The following is an 18,737-nucleotide window of genomic DNA, read 5'->3' on the forward strand; positions in this document are numbered from 1 at the left end:
TTACAAATACCTGACACTGATGACTTTAGCTTCTGGGTTAATGTTTACACTGGCTTGCTTTCCTGATTGAACAGCAATATCTCTTAGGAGATTTAGTGCTGTGTCGTTGACAGGAGTATCAAGCTGACCAATGATAACAATAATCGGGAATGGTGGTGTTTTGCCGAAATATTGGACTTTGTAATTTACTGCTGAGCCAATTTGAGTCAGCACATTTTCTAAAGGTCCATAATAGGTTAGTGACAACGTCTTTAAAAGCGCTTCATCTTTCACACTAGCAAATGGAATGTCAGGATTACCATAGCGAATTGTGTTAGAGCGATTAAGTGCATTAAGTGATTGTTGCACAGATTCACTGGAATCTTTCAGCTCATTAATGATCAAGCTGTTAATATACTCAGGCTGGTACTTTTCTGGTGGATTGTTACTGACGTGACTGCATGCACTAAGCAATAGCAGACTTAACAATAATAGATTCTTTTTCATGGGTGATATTTATCCAAGTGAAGATTGGTTAGGTTTATTGAAGATTGACACACGTATTATGATTTATCAAAAATATCTTTATCAATAGTAAACTCTTGAACCGAGTCACCTTTACCCATATTTTTGGAAATCGTTGATTGAAACATCTGAATTCCAGGGACTAAACAGGTCAGCAAAACGCCAAGTACCAGGTGACCCCCACCGTTTTTAATGTGTTCACCTTGCGATTGGGCGCCCTGGTTATGATGTTTTCTAAAAAGCTGAATAGCGCTATAAATAAACCACATCCCCACTAAAGTGGCGACAATTGAGATAAATGTCTTTATCTGACTAAAGAAGGTTATAATGCCTGTTGCCCAGGCCTTAAAATCCCCTGTTGTACCGTCAGCATAGCTTATTGTGCACGTCATGGCTAAGAAGAATATAACCGCCATGGTTTTTGTGATCGTCGATTTATTGATGTATTTCATGTTTTTCTCCGTTGGTTTGCTTATTGTAAATTTAACTATCAATCTTAATTTCAGTGATTAAACCTTGACTTTGACAATATTTTGTCCAAGTTAAAGTGTGCGTTGCTGGCGTACATTCAACCCTGATCACTCAGGGTAAATAATTTGCCCATACTTCAATTTCACAGATCCTCTTTATCCACCGTGAAGATATTTCTCAACATCGTAGATGTTGTTGATAATATCCAGACAAGCGGCAGCATTCATTCCAACAATTCCTGCAATCAGGTGACTGATCACCTGACCAATTCCCCCCTCTCTTTGCCCCTCAGAGACTTTAATCATGAGAAAAATGCCACGAATTAAAGAAATAAATCCTACAATTGCCAACAGCGAAAAAATCAAATATTTTTGCGCCACGTCAACATCCTGAGCCTTACTGGCTTCAGATGCGTAGGCACTGATGGCATTAATCGGGTCAAGCGCCATCTCTTTAGGGAATAAAGTAGTGGTTAGCATGTCCAAAAAACCAGTGATTGACAGTAAGACAACCCCTGCAAAAAACATAAGCACCGTAGTGGACGGTGCATAATAGCGAAACATTTGCTGAGTCTTTCCGTGTTTTGTTAAACGGATAAACGCCATAAACAAAATACAAAAACCGATGATGATACCGATCCCACGCACAAGATCAAACACGGTGTAGTCCATACCACCTGTACCCGTGCCCCCAAGTAAATTCTTGATGATATCGGTTATATATTGGATGATTTCGCTATCGTTTGTGCTACCAGCTATAAGTGGCATAGTGTTCATAGCCTTTGATTTAACCTAAGCCGCATTATTTGTCAGCATCATAGTTTTCTCAACAGATTTGGGATAACTTCATCATTTTGTCTTAAAGAAGTAATAGTTTTTCAATGAGCTGAAAAATTGCATACATTATGTTACGTAGTTTTACGGTTTTTTCTTTTTGGAAAATATTGTAATATTGCACCTGAATTAAACTGTAATAATATGTAAAATTCATTGCTAATTATGGGGAATATATGACGCAACATCAATTTGCCTTTTTTGAAAAGGATAAATACGGAAAATTAGTTAACATCAATAAACAATATTTAACTTACCTTGGAATTCAAGATGAAAAGGAGCTCTGTGGTAAAAGTGAGGTAGACATAGCTGAGCTTAAGCCATTTCATAAGATGTACTCAATTGGTGAACAGGAAGCTCGTTTGCTTAAGGGTGTATCAGTACAAAAAGAATTATTTTATTTTAGTGATAAGGGTCCTGAATCCATTATTACGACACGAACATATCTTAATCTGGATAAAGTCGAAATTAGAGGGTTCTTTTTTAAGATAGCAAAGACGCCAGTAACATGGGATGGTAAAAACCTCACTATATGGAATTATTTTAAACCTGTGAAATTACCCCTTTTGAAATTTTATGTGCTTACATTAAAATGTCGTGGACACAACAATCTTGAAATCGCCAATCGTACTTTCAGAGCAGAATCTACTATAAGAAACATCGTTCAGGACTTATATTGCGCATTTGAGGTGTACGACTTTGTCACGCTGGCTCGTTATTATGATTTAGGTGGCTGGCTAAATAAACTCACTATGCAATTATTGAGTGAAAGATTTTAGGCTTACTATTGTTCGTGCTCTTGCTCTTTTGCATGCTGCCACTGAACAGGGGCGCTAAACAGATACCCCACTCCATGGACAGTTTTTATTATCTGAGGATTTTTAGCATCAACCTCTATTTTGTTTCTGACTCTCATAACCATCATATCTACATTTCGATCAAATCCACTGTATTCTCTACCATACAACGTTTGAACAAGCATCTCTCTTGATAGAGGTTCTCCGTTATTTTCGATCAACAAATGCAGTATATCAAACTCTCTTGTTGTTAGCTCAACAGACATACCATTAGTGTGCACAAGTGAACGCTCCCTGGTGTTGAAGCACCAATCTTTGAAGTAGGCAAGATATGGGTGATGTGGTTCAAATTGTGAGGCTTCTGCTTTTAAAGTTGTTCTGCGTAGCACTGATTTGATTGTGGCAAGGAGAACCTTTGGATTAAATGGTTTTGTTACATAGTGGTCTGCACCTACCTCATAGGAAAGCACACGGTCAATATCGTCATCAGAGGCTGTTAGCATAATGGTTGGGATAGCGTGTTTAGTCTGTAGTCTTTTGCAAAACTCAATGCCATTTTCCATCGGTAAATTAATGTCCAGCAAAATCAAGCTTGGTTTTTGTAGATCAATCATTCTCGTTGCATCGCGCGTGTTGCTTGCAGTGATCACCTGGTAATTAGCTTCAGTTAAACTCTTGGACAGTAAGTTTCTTATTTCCCTATCATCATCAATAATTAGAATGATCGGTCGTGCAATAATATGTTGTGTCATTGTGTTTTCTCCCTGTTTTAGTTACATGCACACCTGGCACTTCTTTGTTAGGTAAAGTTCTCATCTGATAACTTAACAGCAACAGCTCAATCACTTGGTTTGTTGCTTATGGACTTAACTGAAGTAGTCAAGCATTTATATTGTCAGACAGTAAAACTGCTTAGGATACTTACCCATCGTAAATCATCCCCTTAAAGCAATACTGCAAGGTAGCGCCAGTATATACCGTAAGATAGGCTAATTCAAGGTGTTGAATTTCCTTGCGCGAAAAAGTGACTGGGGGAGGTAAGGTCTCAACCCTACCGTATTTTAACGTGGAGACGGATTAGAACCCGTCTCTACATTGCGCGCTACCCCGTGCTACATTAATAACCAATAGCGCTTCGCATAATCAAACAATTCATAGCTTTCGGCTAATCCAAGGACTTGTTTTAGGTGCTGTGTATAATTATCCACACTTCGACTAGAAACTTTCATCCGCTCTGCCAGTGTATTTTTTTCCGTGATCCCACGACCCAAGAGAGTAAAATACTGCATCTCCTTATCACTTAAGTTAAGGCTTAGCTGAATATTTTTATCCTTGGCTGTTTTTAGCCAGTGCGGTGGCAATGTTAGTGAAGTAAGTTGCTCTGAATATAGTGTAAATTCATCAAAATATTTTGTGATTAAAGGGGCAATATGAGAAATAAGTTTATTCAACATATGATACAAGTCACTCACGCGTAAATAGAGCGAAAGAATGTTGTGTATGCCCTCAAAGTACAATATAAAACGATGAATACTATTATCAAGCCAAAAGTAATAAGATATGGCATAACAATCACCATATTTGGAGTGCTCTGGGGTAAAAAGGTCTTGCCAGGCTTTGGCGTGCACCGCTATTTCAGACAAATGGCAAAAACGTGGTAATAATGCGATTAAATCATAGTTTAAATAAGGATCTTCATAACGGTACCGACTTTTGCCACCATGAAAGCGATAAGCATAAGGATGATGATGCAAAGGGGCACACCAGGTAAAAGATTCGTTTACCAGCGCGTAATCAAGACCGCAACAGTTAAACGCCCTCAAGATAACCTCAAGCTGATCATCTAAATGAAATTGATCAACGTTATGCAGATTATTGCTAATTTCGACACCATTTCCCTGAGTCGTTTTTCTTTTGTCATATGAGGTCATTGAATTGGAAATAGATCAAATTAAGGTGGACGGATATTACTTTACATTCAATAAAAATTCAACCTTAGAGATAGGTTAATCCCTTCCTGGCAAGTAGCACTATTAACAACCTTTCGTACTGCTGATCTGCTCTCTTTCCTGCGCCAATTCATGATTGTCGTGAAATATAAACACATCCTGCTGCAAATCTTCGCGTAACAATAAATCCGATAACTCACGCATATATTCCCGACAATTTTTATTTAACGTCTCATTGCGGCTCTTACAACACAGATTTAAGCCTATATTTTCTTCCAACCAATCACCGTTTAACATCTCGCGCACAATGGCAACCGCATTTTGCAAAGCATATTCCGTTAGCTCAAAGCATAAGACACAAGGACAACTACTATCTAGAGATTGGACAAACGAGGTAATCTGCTCATTGGTCATTTGACCGTCTTCTGGTATTTCTACTTTCGACGCATTCTCTGCAACCTCACTGTCCCATTTTTTAACCTGCGCATGATTATCTTGCTCTTGCTTTAATTGTGCTTCAAATATTTCCTGTTTAACTTCATATGCCACACTTAATTGGTGATAAAAACTCTCTATTTCCTCTAGCTTTCGATCCAAGTCTTTTTGAGTTTCTTCATTCAAAACCTCTTTGTAGCGGTGTGCATGCGCAGATGCCTTCAGGTATTGACGCAGTAATAACAAAAATGCGCCCAGTTTATCCTCTAGAGATTTAAGTTTTCCTTGCTCTTGCTGTAACTGATTTAAAAAATATAGCAGCGGTTTTTTAAACTCAAACTGTTGCCGTTGCTGCACCAATTGTTGTGACACCTGCTTGATTTCCTGCAATACAACCATAAAATCACCTCACCATTTCCTTATATTAATTAATTAGTTTATTTCTGCCGATATCTCTGTTGGATCAGCTTGAGTTTGAGGTCCCATATAATAATCACAAAATGTGTTAAGCACCTTTTCATCGCGCTTTGTTATATCAAAAATATCGCTTAATTTCTTGCGCGCGTCTTCTGAAAACACAAAATTTCCTTGTTCATCTTTTTGCTCAATCATCGGCTTGGCATTGATTAAATAACCTCTTTTAAACCAGTCATCTGCCATTTTTTCATATTTGGGATAATCTAAAAACTCATCATCTTTATTGTTGTCTTTCTTTTTATATATTGGCGCCAATTTGTCAAAAGTAACCTTAGGCGCTCCCCATTGTGGTCTACTTGGCTTTGTATTTTCTTTTTTCTTGGAGGATGGGCTGGTAGGTTGAGATACAGGTTGATTTTTATTGTCTGCCTGCTGTGTCTTTTGTGTCACAATACCTAACATTTGCTTTGCAATTTGGTATTTTTCTTCTGGAGTTTTAGCATCCTTTATCGCATCTACAACACTTGCTTTTAGGTTCGCTTTAGTATTGGCACGTAGTATATCAGCAGTCTCTAACAAGCGTTTTGAAAACTCCACAGCATCACCATCGGATGTAATATCGGTCGTACCGTCGTTGTTTTGTGTGAACGTGTACTTCGTTTGACCAGCTGCCAAGGTGTAAATCGTCGTGCTATTTTTGCTATCTTTCTTAAACTTTTTAAGCTCAAACGATTCTCTGGTATTATCTGCCGCATTTTCTTTTAAACGTGCATTTAAAACCTCAACAAATGATTTAGCTTCCTTTTCTGTGTTGATATGTTTGAAGTGAGTTAGCTTGGCAAAGTTATAATTCACATCCTCTTGAAACTCAATTTTATTTTCATCACTTTTCCAGCCATTCCCAAATATCGCTTTAAGTTCAGCTTCCGTCAACTGCAGCTTGACCAGCGTAAGCGTTTTATTTTCTTCTTTTAATAATTGCTGGCGATTTTTTTTATCTAACCCTGCAATATTAAGTAAATAAGCTTCCTTGTCCTTAAGATTCTGTTGAATATAGTTTTTGCCATAAAACTCGGTTGCTTTCACTACATGAATATCATACTTGCCCTCTACCCCTTTTACTTCTACTGCATATACGATAGCATTAGTTTTATCCATTGGCTTTTGATTTTTCACGGGCTGTACTTTGGAATTGCTTGGCATAGATATCCTCTTAAATAGTCTTTAACAAATTATTATTTTTTTGGCGTGTTAGTATTATCCTGCGCATCACCTGAATCAGTATTAAACATATTATCAGGATATGTTTTATTGCGGGCTATTTGGGCTTGGGATATTTGGGCTGGTGTCAGATTGTGCCAATTATTGCCTGACTGAGCGCTAAGACCATCTTGCACGAGACCAGAAGTACTTTTCAATGTCTCTTGTAATGCAACATAAGCCGCCATATCTGCTATGATATTGACCTGATATCGCTCATTTTCTTTTGCTGTTAACGCTGAAGCGTTTTTCTTTTCTTTATGTTCACTCACAATTTTCCCCTGGAGCGTTTTGATTTACTACATCACCATTATAAAAGCATTATGCCAAGGAGACTATAGCATTACCCTAGATTCATCAAATTGTTGAGTTTTTAATTAATCACTACAATTATTGTAACCTGTAGTTAATGATTAAAATGTGCCCTCTAAGATGGTACTGACTGAGTCAGTACCCACAGTCACCCAAGGGCAGGAGCTCGTGCCATAACCTTTGGATTGGCAAATAAAAACAATCGCAGCTTTGTCTTTGATATAGCGTGCTTCGGTACCCATATTGCAAGACAAAGAGCCAGCTTTGATCTCCATGCCGCTGTCCAATCTTAAACGGCATAAGTCAGGCGAATTTGCAAAGCCTATGCTTAAATAATTATCATCACCCCACTTACTGCATGGATTAGTATAATAGCCACCGCCTAAGCGTACTGCATGTTGATCACATGCCGTTATATTAAGACCTCCCAAACCCAATGAAATAAACTTGTAGGGGAAAAAATTTGTTTTCAATTTGACAACTACCGTTAACCTTTCAGGATCCCCCCTATCATCAATGCTATCTGAGACAGCCAGCAAATTATCATCTGAATTAGTTGATGAGCTAAATCCATAAACACCTGTGCTGGAATGTCGATCCATATTAAAATAGGCTGATGCTTGATACTTTGAAAACTGACTGCTTTGATAAATTACCTGTCCGCTAACACGTGTATCTCCTCCTGGTCCGCTTGCTGCATTTATTCTAATTGCTGGACTTTTTTTGTTTCCTGCAACACTGGCACTAAAGCCACTACTGTCAAATGAGCCACGAGACAAGTAGTATGAAACATAGTTTAAATCCCATGGGGTCTGATTATCAATGGTAATATAATAATCTGTTTTTGCAAAAACAATTACAGGTGGTACACAGAGTAAAGCACCAATCAATTTATTTATTCTTCTCATTATTCTTACCTTCCTATTTCGTAATTCTTAAAAAATTTAAACCAATTTGAAGTTTTGCTTTTTAATTACTTGGGTTGTTTGGGTTAACAGGGTTATTAAGGTGCGCGCCATTTCCGCCCTTTCCGCCGCCGCCTTTCTGGCTCTTATGATATTTGTAATTATCCACAGCACTGGCAACATGTCCAGCGCTAGATCCGAGGTTTTGCACTCCGTGCATTTGCTCTTGGCGACCTTGATTATGTTTCTCCACCGTTTGTGTACCCGCTTGTGCCATACCTTGAGCATGTTGCGTGGTTGATGATTTCATCTCCTGCATATCCTGCTCACCAGCACGCTCATTATGCGTGCCACCAACCCAATGGAGGATTTTATCAGGCAGAATATAAATCAATGAAAAGCATTTATAAAAAGCCAGGCTAATGAAGCTTGCATACATGAACACCAGCAAAATGTTTAAGGATCCAGTGACATAACTGTCACTGGATGTGCCGTAGACATTGCTGATTTGCGTTGCTACGGCATGGAAGCCTTTTGCCGAAATCGCAATCACCAAATAGGTTAAAATAATCCCCGTAATTAAGCCACATATCATAAGCACTGGTCTTAAGACGAGATTTAACATAATTTGAATCGCGGGCTCCGCTTTACCATACACCTCATGTCCTTCCGGATACACAAGTCCCAAAGCAACAACAGGAGCCGCGACTAGTGCTTCAATAATGAGTAACAACCAGGCAATTTTCCCCGCCCAAAATAGAATAAACGGCGTCATCGGAATAACAAGGGCAAATAAAACCGCATTGGTAAACAGGGTTACCAACACAAAAAACACCAGTGGTAACCATATTAATGACATGGTTAGATTCGTCATTGTGATAAAAGTTGCCAGTTGCGCACCAAAATCGCCAATCGAAGAAATCACACCAGGCAATCCAGGTGTAAAATAACTGAGAGCCGCAGCACCTAATGCTGCGCTTTTTGATACTCCTTGAATGGTACTCACCTCTATTACAACATCAGTTAACGCTTTATCTGCTTTTTTGGTAATAGCCGTCAAGGTATCCACAACCATTTTAATGAGTGACTGCCCCACTCCCTGGACCTGTCTTAATGCTGAAAACGCATTGGTCATCTCGGCACCAGGACTTGCTGACTCGCCAATATTATAAATCTGGCTTAAAACTCCACCTGCACTGGCATCAAGACTCATTTTTTGGAAAATACCATCAACAAAGCTCTCGGCAGGAGAGGCAATATCAGCAACGACTGCGCCTTCATGGAAAAAGCCTACGCTATTTAACTGAAACAGACGAACGAGCGCTAGAAATTGCGTGACATAGCTAAGCTTTGAGGTTGCTGTTGTTCCTGCTTTACTATTAGTAAGTGCTGTTTGAATCACCAAAAAGTATTTACCAATATCGGATGAAATCGACGAGGGAACAACAGCATCGATTAAATCCTTACAGCTAAAACCTTCGATAATATGCTTATCTGGACCAAAAAGAGACTGATATTGCGCTTTACACTTATCATCACCACTGCCATCCTTATTTGCTTCATAAAAAACATCGACCATCTGCTGCTTAAGCTGACTAAGATCTAACTGAATAAACTTATCTGTTTGATCTTTTTCGGTAAAATCTGCTAATGGAACCTCTTTTTTGTGCTGAGGATTTTTCTCATCCTCTGAAGTATCGGGGTAAATGCTGTATTTAAGAGAGTCATTAACCGCATTATCAACCAAACTGTTAAGGCTGTTACGATTTTCCAGATACTGTAGCGTCACTCCCACTTTAGAAATGCTGATCTGACTTTGCTGGTTGTTATACAGCAGGTCATCAAAGATCGCAAAAGAAGTGTGAAATGCCTTTAACACATCTTCAAAATTACCATCTAACTTAAAATACTTTTGATCTGCATTCCACCAATCATTTTCAGGCTTCTCTTTCTCCTCCTCTGTCTTGCTCTTTTCTGGATCAGGGTTTTTGACTGCTTTCTTTAATTCATTTTGAAATCCTCTAGCAATCGCCTGAGACAAGGTCGCAATGACGTTTGCATCGCCTGGCAAGTGGCTCGCAATACTCATACTATTGTTATAAATAGCCATAATACTATTGACCATGTCTGGACAAGAACGTGGCTGCGGTCCTTTATCCGTTTGTTCGACATAGCAGTAAGACCCCAACGCTTGAGATACTTTAGTCTGATCAGGTTCAGCAATAGGTAATCTAAAGACATAATGATTAATAATTTTATAAATATCATATTGGACATAGTCATCTTGCTCAATCAGCGACCATTGCCGCATACCCTGTTTAAGGCGCTCAATATTGCCCGTGTTAACCGTGGCTTTACCCTTATCATCTTTGGCAACATAAATATCGTCTAGCTGCCCTTTATCATCAATTATCTTTCGAATGTTGGTCTCGATTTTCATCGCTGCCTGCACTACAGACATCTGATCCAGCTTAGGAGTGTCATAGGCATCATATTTATCATTCCCTGCCGATTGTTGAGCCAGCGTTTTCAGCATATCTGCTGAAAATCCAGCTAAAAGGTACAAGGCAATATCCGTTTTTACCCCGTCTGCGATATCATAGCTCATCACAGGTGGCACCTTATCTTGATCCAGCATTGCATAGGTACCCTGCCACACATGATTTGCAAACTGAATACTGACAGATACCATTAAAAAAATCAGATATTGCGCCAGGCAAAAACCTGATTTTAACGGAATAGCAGCAGTTGAGCCCATAATAACCCGCAAAGGGATCCAGTAGGAACTCCAGTTCTTACCCAAAAAGGTACCATCTTTTGCCGTGTTAATTGTGCCAATCACCAGGATAAAAGCATAAATGGCAATTACCGCCATCAAAATGCCGCCATTAAAATAATAAATCAGCGACCTAAATGCCGCATCTGCCGTCGATCCAGACAAGGCTGCGGATGCTGACGTATTGCTATCGACAGGCGAAAGCGCAAAAAGCTGATTTAAAACCTGCCAGGCACTCCAGTTCTCGGTTATCCCCGTTGCCATTATTTGACTCCTCTCATTAAATCACTAAACCACTCTTTAAAGGTGCAACCTAATTTCTTCCTTAATAATTGATAGCGCCAAAAATGATATTTAAAGGCATTAGCCAGCAGCAGCAATAAAACTGATATTCCGACTAATCCAATTAAGATATACCCCTGAGTAAACAAATACAGTGCATAGAAATAATCAACTGCCGCGAGCAACAAACACATGCGTAATAAAAATGTAAATTTTTTAATGATATAAAGGCTTTGTGTATGATCAACCCCGATCTCTGCTAAATCTTCATAGGACATTTCACGCTTAGCTTTTTTTAGCCTAAACAGGTTTTTAAAACTATTGCCAATAAACTGGTGCTGTTTCTGAAATGCGTCCACCAGAAACATTTTTTTGGTGCGACGAAATCTGATTTTATTTTTCTTGTCTTTTATCTTTTTCATACCAGGCTTCTCAATCTTCATTTTTGTGTTTTAAATCTCAGTAATGGCACTAAGTTAAGCGATAACAACATCCCAACCACTGCTTGCGTAACTAATTCCCATCATTGAGTTGAATAATCTGTGCAATCCCAAAATACTGACCTTTTGCCAAATCTGTCATCCTGCTATTTTCTTGAACAGTTAATTTCAAAAGGATATGGTGATTGGCAATCTCTTGCCCCTTAGAAAAAGTCACCAGCATTGGGACTTGTATCTGCCAGCTCCTGACACCCGCAATATGCCCCACCGCCGTAATGACTGGCACACCGTCTAAAGCAGCCTTTGCCACCATTTTTTGTGCAACAACCTGATCCACCGTACCTTTGAACACTTCATTAAATGCCTGCCATCCCTGCTCAGTAAACAAATATTTAAGATTTAAAATTTCCTCTTTATAATTCAGAAAATCAAACTTATATAAATCTGCCACATTTTGACTCACCCAATTCACCAGCATGGTCTCGCTAACCACCACTTTTTTAGGCAAATTAAGCGCCTTAACGATGCCCTGATCATTCACAGCGAGAAAATATAACCGCTCCTCCTTATGGCTATACCATAAACCGACGACCAAAATAACATTTAATACCACGCTAAAAAGCAGGACTTTAATCATTAATCTAAAGTTACTTTTGTAAAATTCAGCCTTTTCGGTAATCACCTTTAACACATTAGTCTGCATAATCTTCATCCACCATTTTACTTAGCGTCGCCTCAATGCTTGATAAACGCGACTCACTACACACTCTTGCTAAAATCAAATTTTTTTCAAATGCCATACAACGTTTATGCAGTGCCACATAACCAGGATCGCTACTTAATTTTTGGTAAACCTGTTGAAATAAAGTACTGTTTTTTTTGTTGATATTTTGCATAAAGTACATCATCAGTGCTGTTGGTAATTTATTACACAAACGAATCAGCGCTTCCGTGTACTCATCTGTGGGAGACTCATGCTGATAAGCATCTACGCAAACCTCGTGAAACTCTGCGTAAAAAATATTTGACAGCTCAATCTGACTTGCCTCCTTTTCCTTAATGTCATATACCGTCAGCATATCAATGAGCTCACGCTTACCAAATCCATGCCAATAGTTAATAATTTCACTTCTAAAATGATGAAACTCACTGCCATTAGTCACTGTTGACGCTCCTATAATATTGTTCAATAAAGTTTACCACCAACCCATCAGCAATCTCTTTGACTGACTTATCCACCTGTAAATTCGATTGCGTTTCAAGATAAGCCTTGGCACTACCTGTTGGGAAATATTGTGCCAAAATGGACAAACCAGGCACGATCCCGATATGCCCTGATAACTTTTCCTTTAAATAGCAATCTTCTGCGGTTGTAGTAAATAACCATATTTCATAAGCGCTTAAACTCAAATTCAGTAACTGCGTATTGATCCCGCTGACCGTATGAAACTGCCCGATAAAATTCATGCCATCACTGCTTGGACCGTGTACTGAATATTTTAGTGCCGAAGCCTCCGTCTCATTTAGGCCAAAATGAGCGCTCGTTGCTTCCAATGTACTTTGGTTGCCACCGCTTAGAATAAAAATTGAAGTCGCAAATTCAAGCATGGTATGGCTAAAATCGCTTAAAGATTGCGAGGCTAAGGCAATTTGCACATTGTGCTTTCTTCCCTCACGCATATCAGTCAGCACTTGCCTTAAAATAGGCGCACAACCACGGGTCCGATGAAACTCATCAAACACAATGCGCTTAGGGATATTGTGTAACTCCTGGAGCTTTTGCTTGTGATAGCTTTGATAGCCTTCTGCCAGCTGCTCTAAATCCTGCAACTTAACAAAAAAGTAACTCGCCGTTAAATGACGCACCAACATATAGGCAATGACCGAAATTCGTGCATCATTGGCAGAAACCGCTGACATCACGGATGCTAAATCAAAGGCAACCACTTTCGCATCAACATCTAATTTTGTCACAAGATTTAATGAAGGAAGATTTTTAATTGTGGTTGTTATGTTGCGGCAAAAGTATTGGATATAGCTCTCGCTGCTTGCTAAATTTAGGCTCTTATACAGATCTGCAACAGCGGTTTGGTTGACTGCATTAATTAAATCAGATAACAATGGCATCGCATAATGCTGCGCCTTTTGTGCCGCTGTAAGCTCGTGTTGTGTAAACAATATATCGGTTATTTGCCACCAGGATTTGCCTTGTGTGTCGATATTCAACTGCTGGAGCACCTGATCAATTTGTTGATTAATCCCTGCTTGATAGAGCTTGGGCTGACGCGCATCACTCATGAGTTTATAAACCTCATCAATCACCAGACTCAGCATTGCCTCCATGCCATCTGGTAGTGAAGCTTCTATATTTTCCAGCAATAATGCACTCAAAAAATTCACTAGAAATGATTTATGTGCATGCCCTGGAAAACGGGCACCCAAGTGTGTATCAAAAGGGTTAATCGCATCGGCATGACTAAATGTAAACTGATAGTGCTCGGCAATGCTGTTACCGCCAACCTCCTTTAACAAATCAATAATACCCTTAGACGAAGCCCCAATATCTAAAATGGAAATATAGGGTAATGCTTCTAATCCTTGGCGCAAACAGGCAGATAAATTAAGTGAATTTAACAACACCGATTTACCTGAACCAGATCGCGCATAAATAAGCTCAATCCAGCTGACTTGTTTGGATGAACCGCTTTGATAAGGCCACAACTTACCATCGGGTGTGCGAAATAAGGCTGCTCCATGATCCCAGGAAATGGCAGGTCGAAAAAATGGCATAAGCTGGATCGCATCATTTAGTGGCGCTCCAACAGCACAAGGAAACCCTTGACGATTTAATGCCAGCAAACTTGACTGAACCACCTCAAATGGATCACCAAAGTTTTCTGTGGTTTGCGCACCACCCCAGGCTTGAACTGCCTTATGTAAAGCAGCTTTACGCTTCTGGAAGGTTGCAACGTCTGACTTGTGTGCCCAGGTCACTAAGTTGACAGATAGTCTGACCACGGGCATGTCCGTATTTGCCTGAATATGCTTTAATAAATCATGCGCATGACAAATGAGTTTATTTTCGTATGAACTAAAGGTTAAAAACTGCGCAAGAAGCGCCTTAACCTGACTGATTTTAATCCCGTTAGGCGCTAATCAGAAACAGATTTGCCAGGGAAGCTGATATTCTTTTAGGGTTTGAAACAAACTATAAAATGCTTGGATATGTTTAGGAAACAGACTGATTGTGATCGGTGCATAGCGATAATTTCCAAGCACACACTCAGACATATTGATATTAGTCCCTTGCTCGGTAAATAACTGATAACTTAAACTTGGCCATAGCCAGCTTGTCCAATCCGTATCCTCGCAGCCTAACTGCACTTTATCCCCTGGTAAGTGAGCCTGCCAGTCTTGTGAGGTTGTATCGGGTGAAATTTGTTTTTTAATAACGTTTAATAAAGGCTTTACCTGCATAAGTTTGACACTCAAACCCATAGCAAGGAAAGCCTCCATTAAAGTGGTCACTGAGGCGGCATGCTGTAGCCTTACTTCATTAATCACGTGTAAAAAATGCTGCACTTTTGCTGAGATCTTGACATTTTGATCTTTAAACCGTTCAGCTTTATTTTTGTATGCCTGTTTTTGCGCTGGTGCTGATAATAACTCAGATGAACTCCAGATACATAAGTAGCATTTTTCAAATACACAGACCTCTGCAAGCTTTGTTCTTTTGGCATCAAAGTAATCACCAAGAGCCAAGCCTAATCGTTTAGCGCTTGTTTTTGAAGGTAACAACAACTCATCGACTTCTTGCACTGTGTTTTGCGCATCATAGCGAAAAAAACACTTAATTTTTATCCCTTGTTTTTTTAACAAAGGAGTTAAGGTGTTTGTAATTTTTTCACATAGATAATGATATTCATCATTGCCGACCATATGTTTAACGCCATTGATTTCCAGCACAGAAACCAAACTGCCATCTGTAGTAATCAAACTATGCTCATCATCAGCACTTTCAAGTTCACAATAATTATAAATTGTCTTATTGCTGATGTTATTTAACCAAGCAAACAGCCCTTCAATAGTGTTATACAAAAAATTCATCATTCATCCATTGTTACTCTATTCAAACACAAACCCCGACGCGGTATATACTTTGTATGTCTGACTGTCTATTTTTAGTACTTTGCCATAACCTTCTAGTTGCGAACCTTCTTTTATCGTAAACGACCTGCCTTTCTTATCTTCAAGCCAGGCAATGCCATCGATAATAGCGGTTAGACGCAATTTTTCATTCATGTTGATCTCTTTGGCATTCATGTATTGCAATTGCCGTTGAAGCTCAGCGACAAGTGAAATCAAGGTTTTACTCTGATCGCTTTGTTTCATCTCAGCCAGTGCAGTCACCACACTCTGTATGGTTTTGAGGAGTTCATCCTGCTGAGACTCTAATTTTTTAATGTGCTGAGCAATTTCAATGCTTGTTTTCTCATAGCGCTTATTGGCATCACGCTGCTCTTGATTCCAGCTATTGAATTGTTTTTCCATTTCATTTAAACGCTTTATTGTTGACTCACCAGCAGCAGCACTAACCGCGGGCTGTTGTGTTTTAACAAATGCCGCATTCTCATTAAACACCGCTTTAGTTTGCGTCTTTATCTTGGCAGGTTCATTATCGCCCCCACCAAACAGTGTCCCCAGAACGAAGTAAGCACCAAATAGAAATATCAGTCCTGCAACCCCATACAGAAGATGAATTTTCTCAAATTTGATCTGCTTTAATTTTTGAGTTACTCCAGGTTGAGCTTTGTCGTCAATCCTGTCTGCTGAGACTTCATGCTCATCACGCTGCTGATCCTTTAACTGTTTATTTTGGTCTGTATCTTCAAAAAAATCATAATTACTCATGTACTTTTACCCTTTGCCTTATGTTTACTTTAATTAACTGGAACGTACTTTGGCTTGTGCAAATAATTCGCCCAAGCGTGTCAGTGTGAGTAATCAGTGTCACACTCACACTGACAACTCACACTTCGCAATGGGCGGAAATATGGCCCACCGCTCGTACCTTTACATTTCAATTGACGGTGTTTTAACATCCTGCATCATCAAAATCCCTATAGCACTACCTTGATCCAGGGTGACTGTCGGAGGCTTATCAAATTCTTTTGACATCGAACTACTCAATGCCGTACCAATCTGCCCCAACCCAGAGTATGCCGCTTTTTGTGCAGTCAGCTCGGCTTCACTACCCTGGCAAATCCAGCCGCTGCAAGAGTCTTGATAACACACGCGATTATTCTCCGCATTACTAAAGTAGGTACCAAATCCTTGCAAAAAGGATGATGCAAATAGACTGCCATAACGTAGCAGATAGTGATGATCCGCATCGCTAGCTAAGGCAGTTTGTGCAGTATTCTGGTCAATGGCATAAGCATTGATTGAGATACTGGCTGCTTGAGTGGGCATAGATAAGGTATTAAACTTCACAACAAGTTTATCCTCCTCCCTGACAAAACTACCCAATAGTTTTGCATGCTTATAAGGTCCCACGACAACATGCGCCAAAACAGGGGTGTTTGGTTGATCACTATTAACACTCGTATCAATAACCGCGATTAAAATATCACCTGCCTTAAACATTGCCACTGCCGCATTCTTATTCAAGGCCGCCTGACCTGTAAAACTATTATTAGCAAGGTCACTAAACTCAGCGTTCATTGCAGGAGACTTATTCCACGCCTTTAAAATAACTTCAAAGTTTTTTTGCACAGTTTTAGGGTCAAGTACAGCTTCATCCTGCGTGGCACTTAAATTTTCTGCCAAACCTTGTCCCCCTGCGCCAGAATCACCATTTTTTAACTTTTTCTGCTGGTGCTTATAATCATAAAACGCCACAGGATCCATCTGCTTTTGCACATTAGCACTGGGAGTCTCATTGTCCTCTGGTTGTTTTGCTGCCGAGGTAGCAAAAACGTCTTCAATATAGCTGCTACTACTTTCTTCAGCCTGATGAATCTGCTGTTTTCTTGCTTCTTCGAGCAGTTTTTGATGACTTCCATCCTGTATGGGATTTTTGGTAGTTGCTTCAATTTTTTGTTCTTTTATCTCAGATTTTAAATAAGTCTGATTGCTTTTAGAGCACGTCGATAACATCCCAACAGAAATACCAATAATCAGCACAAAAATAATCAACACTCGTATCCGAGGATGATTTTTCAAAAATTTCAACATCTCTTTACGCATCCTTTATATTAATTTTTTGCAAACCTGAATCATTTGAAATCATAACCACTGGAGTTGGGACAATCTCATATACGTTGGTTACTCCCATTGATTTATCTTCAATATGACTAACATAACTTGGGGAAATCAGCGTTCCAGAGGTTAAAATCAAATAGTGATTCTGATAAAGCCAAAACTGCGCTACATTTTCAGCACCAGAAGCGGATAATTTTTTAGCACCTGCAGGGACAATACCTGAGAGTAATGACAATAGATAAGAACTCTGCGTAACCCCATTTAACTGTGTATCGTCTTCAGGCTTAGCAACCCGGATATACAACTCATAGTCCCACTCTTTCTGCGTTGATTGCAGCATTAAAGTTATAGGGGTTGTACGCCCCTGCAACATCACAGCCATATTGGTATTGGCATACGGTTTTTTAGACTGAAGCATAATAATTCCGCCTTTTTTATCCCAATTTACCGCAAAATTCTCGGCATCGCCGATGACATAACTGGTTACTGGCCACACCATTCCTTGTGAATCGGTAAAAATAACCGAACTCACCACCCCGATGCCTAGTCGAACATTGGGAGGAGCGGTGACAAATCCTGGCTTGGTATTAGCAACAACGATGCGCGAAACACCATTCACGTCGCTCATTGCAGGCATAACGGCGGCAGCCTTTTGTCTTGAACTGATTTCGGTTTTCGATTGTTCAATATCACCAGGTGTCAGCGGAAACATGTTATTAACAATGCTATTCACCACGGCATGATCACTGCCACATGCCATATTCATCAGTAGCAATCCACCTATCCCCAACAGACCCTGCCAAGAAATTCGGGGAATACGCAAATAAGTTGCTGATTTCACAATATATTTAAACCAAGTATGATTTCAATGGCAGCTATACTAAAGCGCTATAAATAAATATTCTTCTTTATGGAATAAATCTCATCAAATTGATGAGCATGAACCTCAATCGTGCGTCTACATGAAACAAAGATTAACTTAACACATCAATAAGTGACATATAGGTACATAATTTAAATACAAATCACATTGTTTTTACTATAGAATCCACCTGTCGCTGGTTTTGGGTATTTTGTTGCAGAACGGGTTGC

Annotated in this window: 19 protein-coding genes; 1 reads left to right on the forward strand and 18 read right to left on the reverse strand. The window is 39.5% G+C overall.

Going from position 1 to position 18,737, the window contains the following annotated elements; all coding sequences use genetic code 11:
- The 3 genes from CU053_RS02435 to CU053_RS02445 all read right to left on the reverse strand — a co-directional run bounded on the left by CU053_RS02435 (nt 1) and on the right by CU053_RS02445 (nt 1,742).
- Entirely contained in the window at nt 1–486 is a 486-nt protein-coding gene (locus tag CU053_RS02435) for a DotD/TraH family lipoprotein (RefSeq protein ID WP_100550380.1), read from the reverse strand.
- A 56-nt stretch (nt 487–542) separates the two neighbouring features.
- Entirely contained in the window at nt 543–956 is a 414-nt protein-coding gene (locus CU053_RS02440) for a hypothetical protein (protein WP_233263318.1), read from the reverse strand.
- A 174-nt stretch (nt 957–1,130) separates the two neighbouring features.
- Nucleotides 1,131–1,742, reverse strand: a complete 612-nt coding sequence (locus CU053_RS02445; RefSeq protein WP_199244185.1) for a hypothetical protein — start codon at nt 1,740–1,742, stop codon at nt 1,131–1,133.
- 242 nt (nt 1,743–1,984) lie between these two features.
- Here CU053_RS02445 and CU053_RS02450 point away from each other — a divergent pair, with 242 nt between their 5' ends.
- Nucleotides 1,985–2,587 carry a helix-turn-helix domain-containing protein gene (locus CU053_RS02450; RefSeq protein ID WP_100550379.1) on the forward strand — a complete coding sequence of 201 codons (603 nt, stop codon included), beginning with the start codon at nt 1,985–1,987 and terminating at the stop codon, nt 2,585–2,587.
- A 5-nt stretch (nt 2,588–2,592) separates the two neighbouring features.
- Here the strand turns inward: CU053_RS02450 and CU053_RS02455 are convergent, their stop codons facing one another.
- The 15 genes from CU053_RS02455 to CU053_RS02525 all read right to left on the reverse strand — a co-directional run bounded on the left by CU053_RS02455 (nt 2,593) and on the right by CU053_RS02525 (nt 18,486).
- Nucleotides 2,593–3,357, reverse strand: coding sequence for a response regulator (locus tag CU053_RS02455; RefSeq protein ID WP_100550378.1), 765 nt, complete (start codon nt 3,355–3,357; stop codon nt 2,593–2,595).
- A gap of 360 nt (nt 3,358–3,717) precedes the next feature.
- Nucleotides 3,718–4,536: a helix-turn-helix domain-containing protein gene (locus CU053_RS02460; protein WP_100550377.1), complete on the reverse strand. Its 819-nt coding sequence runs from the start codon at nt 4,534–4,536 to the stop codon at nt 3,718–3,720.
- Nucleotides 4,537–4,638: 102 nt separating this feature from the next.
- Entirely contained in the window at nt 4,639–5,388 is a 750-nt protein-coding gene (locus tag CU053_RS02465; protein WP_100550376.1) for a hypothetical protein, read from the reverse strand.
- A 33-nt stretch (nt 5,389–5,421) separates the two neighbouring features.
- Complete coding sequence (locus CU053_RS02470; RefSeq protein ID WP_100550375.1) at nt 5,422–6,609, reverse strand: hypothetical protein; 1,188 nt, start codon at nt 6,607–6,609, stop codon at nt 5,422–5,424.
- Nucleotides 6,610–6,641: 32 nt separating this feature from the next.
- A complete protein-coding gene (locus CU053_RS02475; RefSeq protein ID WP_100550374.1) occupies nt 6,642–6,938 on the reverse strand; it encodes a hypothetical protein in 297 nt (98 codons plus the stop codon).
- A 141-nt stretch (nt 6,939–7,079) separates the two neighbouring features.
- A complete protein-coding gene (locus tag CU053_RS02480) occupies nt 7,080–7,886 on the reverse strand; it encodes a hypothetical protein (protein WP_100550373.1) in 807 nt (268 codons plus the stop codon).
- Nucleotides 7,887–7,947: 61 nt separating this feature from the next.
- Nucleotides 7,948–10,923, reverse strand: a complete 2,976-nt coding sequence (locus CU053_RS02485) for a DotA/TraY family protein (RefSeq protein ID WP_100550372.1) — start codon at nt 10,921–10,923, stop codon at nt 7,948–7,950.
- Nucleotides 10,923–11,363 (reverse strand): hypothetical protein, encoded by a 441-nt coding sequence (locus tag CU053_RS02490; protein ID WP_158106943.1) that lies wholly within the window; start codon nt 11,361–11,363, stop codon nt 10,923–10,925. The genes CU053_RS02485 and CU053_RS02490 overlap by 1 nt, the downstream gene beginning before the upstream one ends.
- 91 nt (nt 11,364–11,454) lie before the next feature.
- Nucleotides 11,455–12,084, reverse strand: a complete 630-nt coding sequence (locus CU053_RS02495) for a DotI/IcmL family type IV secretion protein (protein ID WP_158106944.1) — start codon at nt 12,082–12,084, stop codon at nt 11,455–11,457.
- Nucleotides 12,074–12,544, reverse strand: a complete 471-nt coding sequence (locus CU053_RS02500) for a type IVB secretion system protein IcmW (RefSeq protein WP_100550369.1) — start codon at nt 12,542–12,544, stop codon at nt 12,074–12,076. The genes CU053_RS02495 and CU053_RS02500 overlap by 11 nt, the downstream gene beginning before the upstream one ends.
- Nucleotides 12,537–14,405: a hypothetical protein gene (locus CU053_RS02505; RefSeq protein ID WP_100550368.1), complete on the reverse strand. Its 1,869-nt coding sequence runs from the start codon at nt 14,403–14,405 to the stop codon at nt 12,537–12,539. The genes CU053_RS02500 and CU053_RS02505 overlap by 8 nt, the downstream gene beginning before the upstream one ends.
- Nucleotides 14,406–14,537: 132 nt before the next feature.
- On the reverse strand, nt 14,538–15,491 hold the full coding sequence (locus CU053_RS02510) for a hypothetical protein (protein WP_233263319.1): 954 nt from the start codon (nt 15,489–15,491) through the stop codon (nt 14,538–14,540).
- Nucleotides 15,492–15,506: 15 nt separating this feature from the next.
- A complete protein-coding gene (locus tag CU053_RS02515) occupies nt 15,507–16,292 on the reverse strand; it encodes a hypothetical protein (protein WP_100550366.1) in 786 nt (261 codons plus the stop codon).
- Between the two features lie 162 nt (nt 16,293–16,454).
- On the reverse strand, nt 16,455–17,630 hold the full coding sequence (locus CU053_RS02520; protein ID WP_100550365.1) for a DotG/IcmE/VirB10 family protein: 1,176 nt from the start codon (nt 17,628–17,630) through the stop codon (nt 16,455–16,457).
- Complete coding sequence (locus CU053_RS02525; RefSeq protein WP_233263320.1) at nt 17,623–18,486, reverse strand: DotH/IcmK family type IV secretion protein; 864 nt, start codon at nt 18,484–18,486, stop codon at nt 17,623–17,625. Before CU053_RS02525 ends, CU053_RS02520 begins: the two co-directional genes overlap by 8 nt.
- Nucleotides 18,487–18,737 lie beyond the last annotated feature (251 nt).

Origin of the sequence: Caedibacter taeniospiralis (assembly GCF_002803295.2) — a bacterium.
Lineage (GTDB): Bacteria > Pseudomonadota > Gammaproteobacteria > Francisellales > Francisellaceae > Caedibacter > Caedibacter taeniospiralis.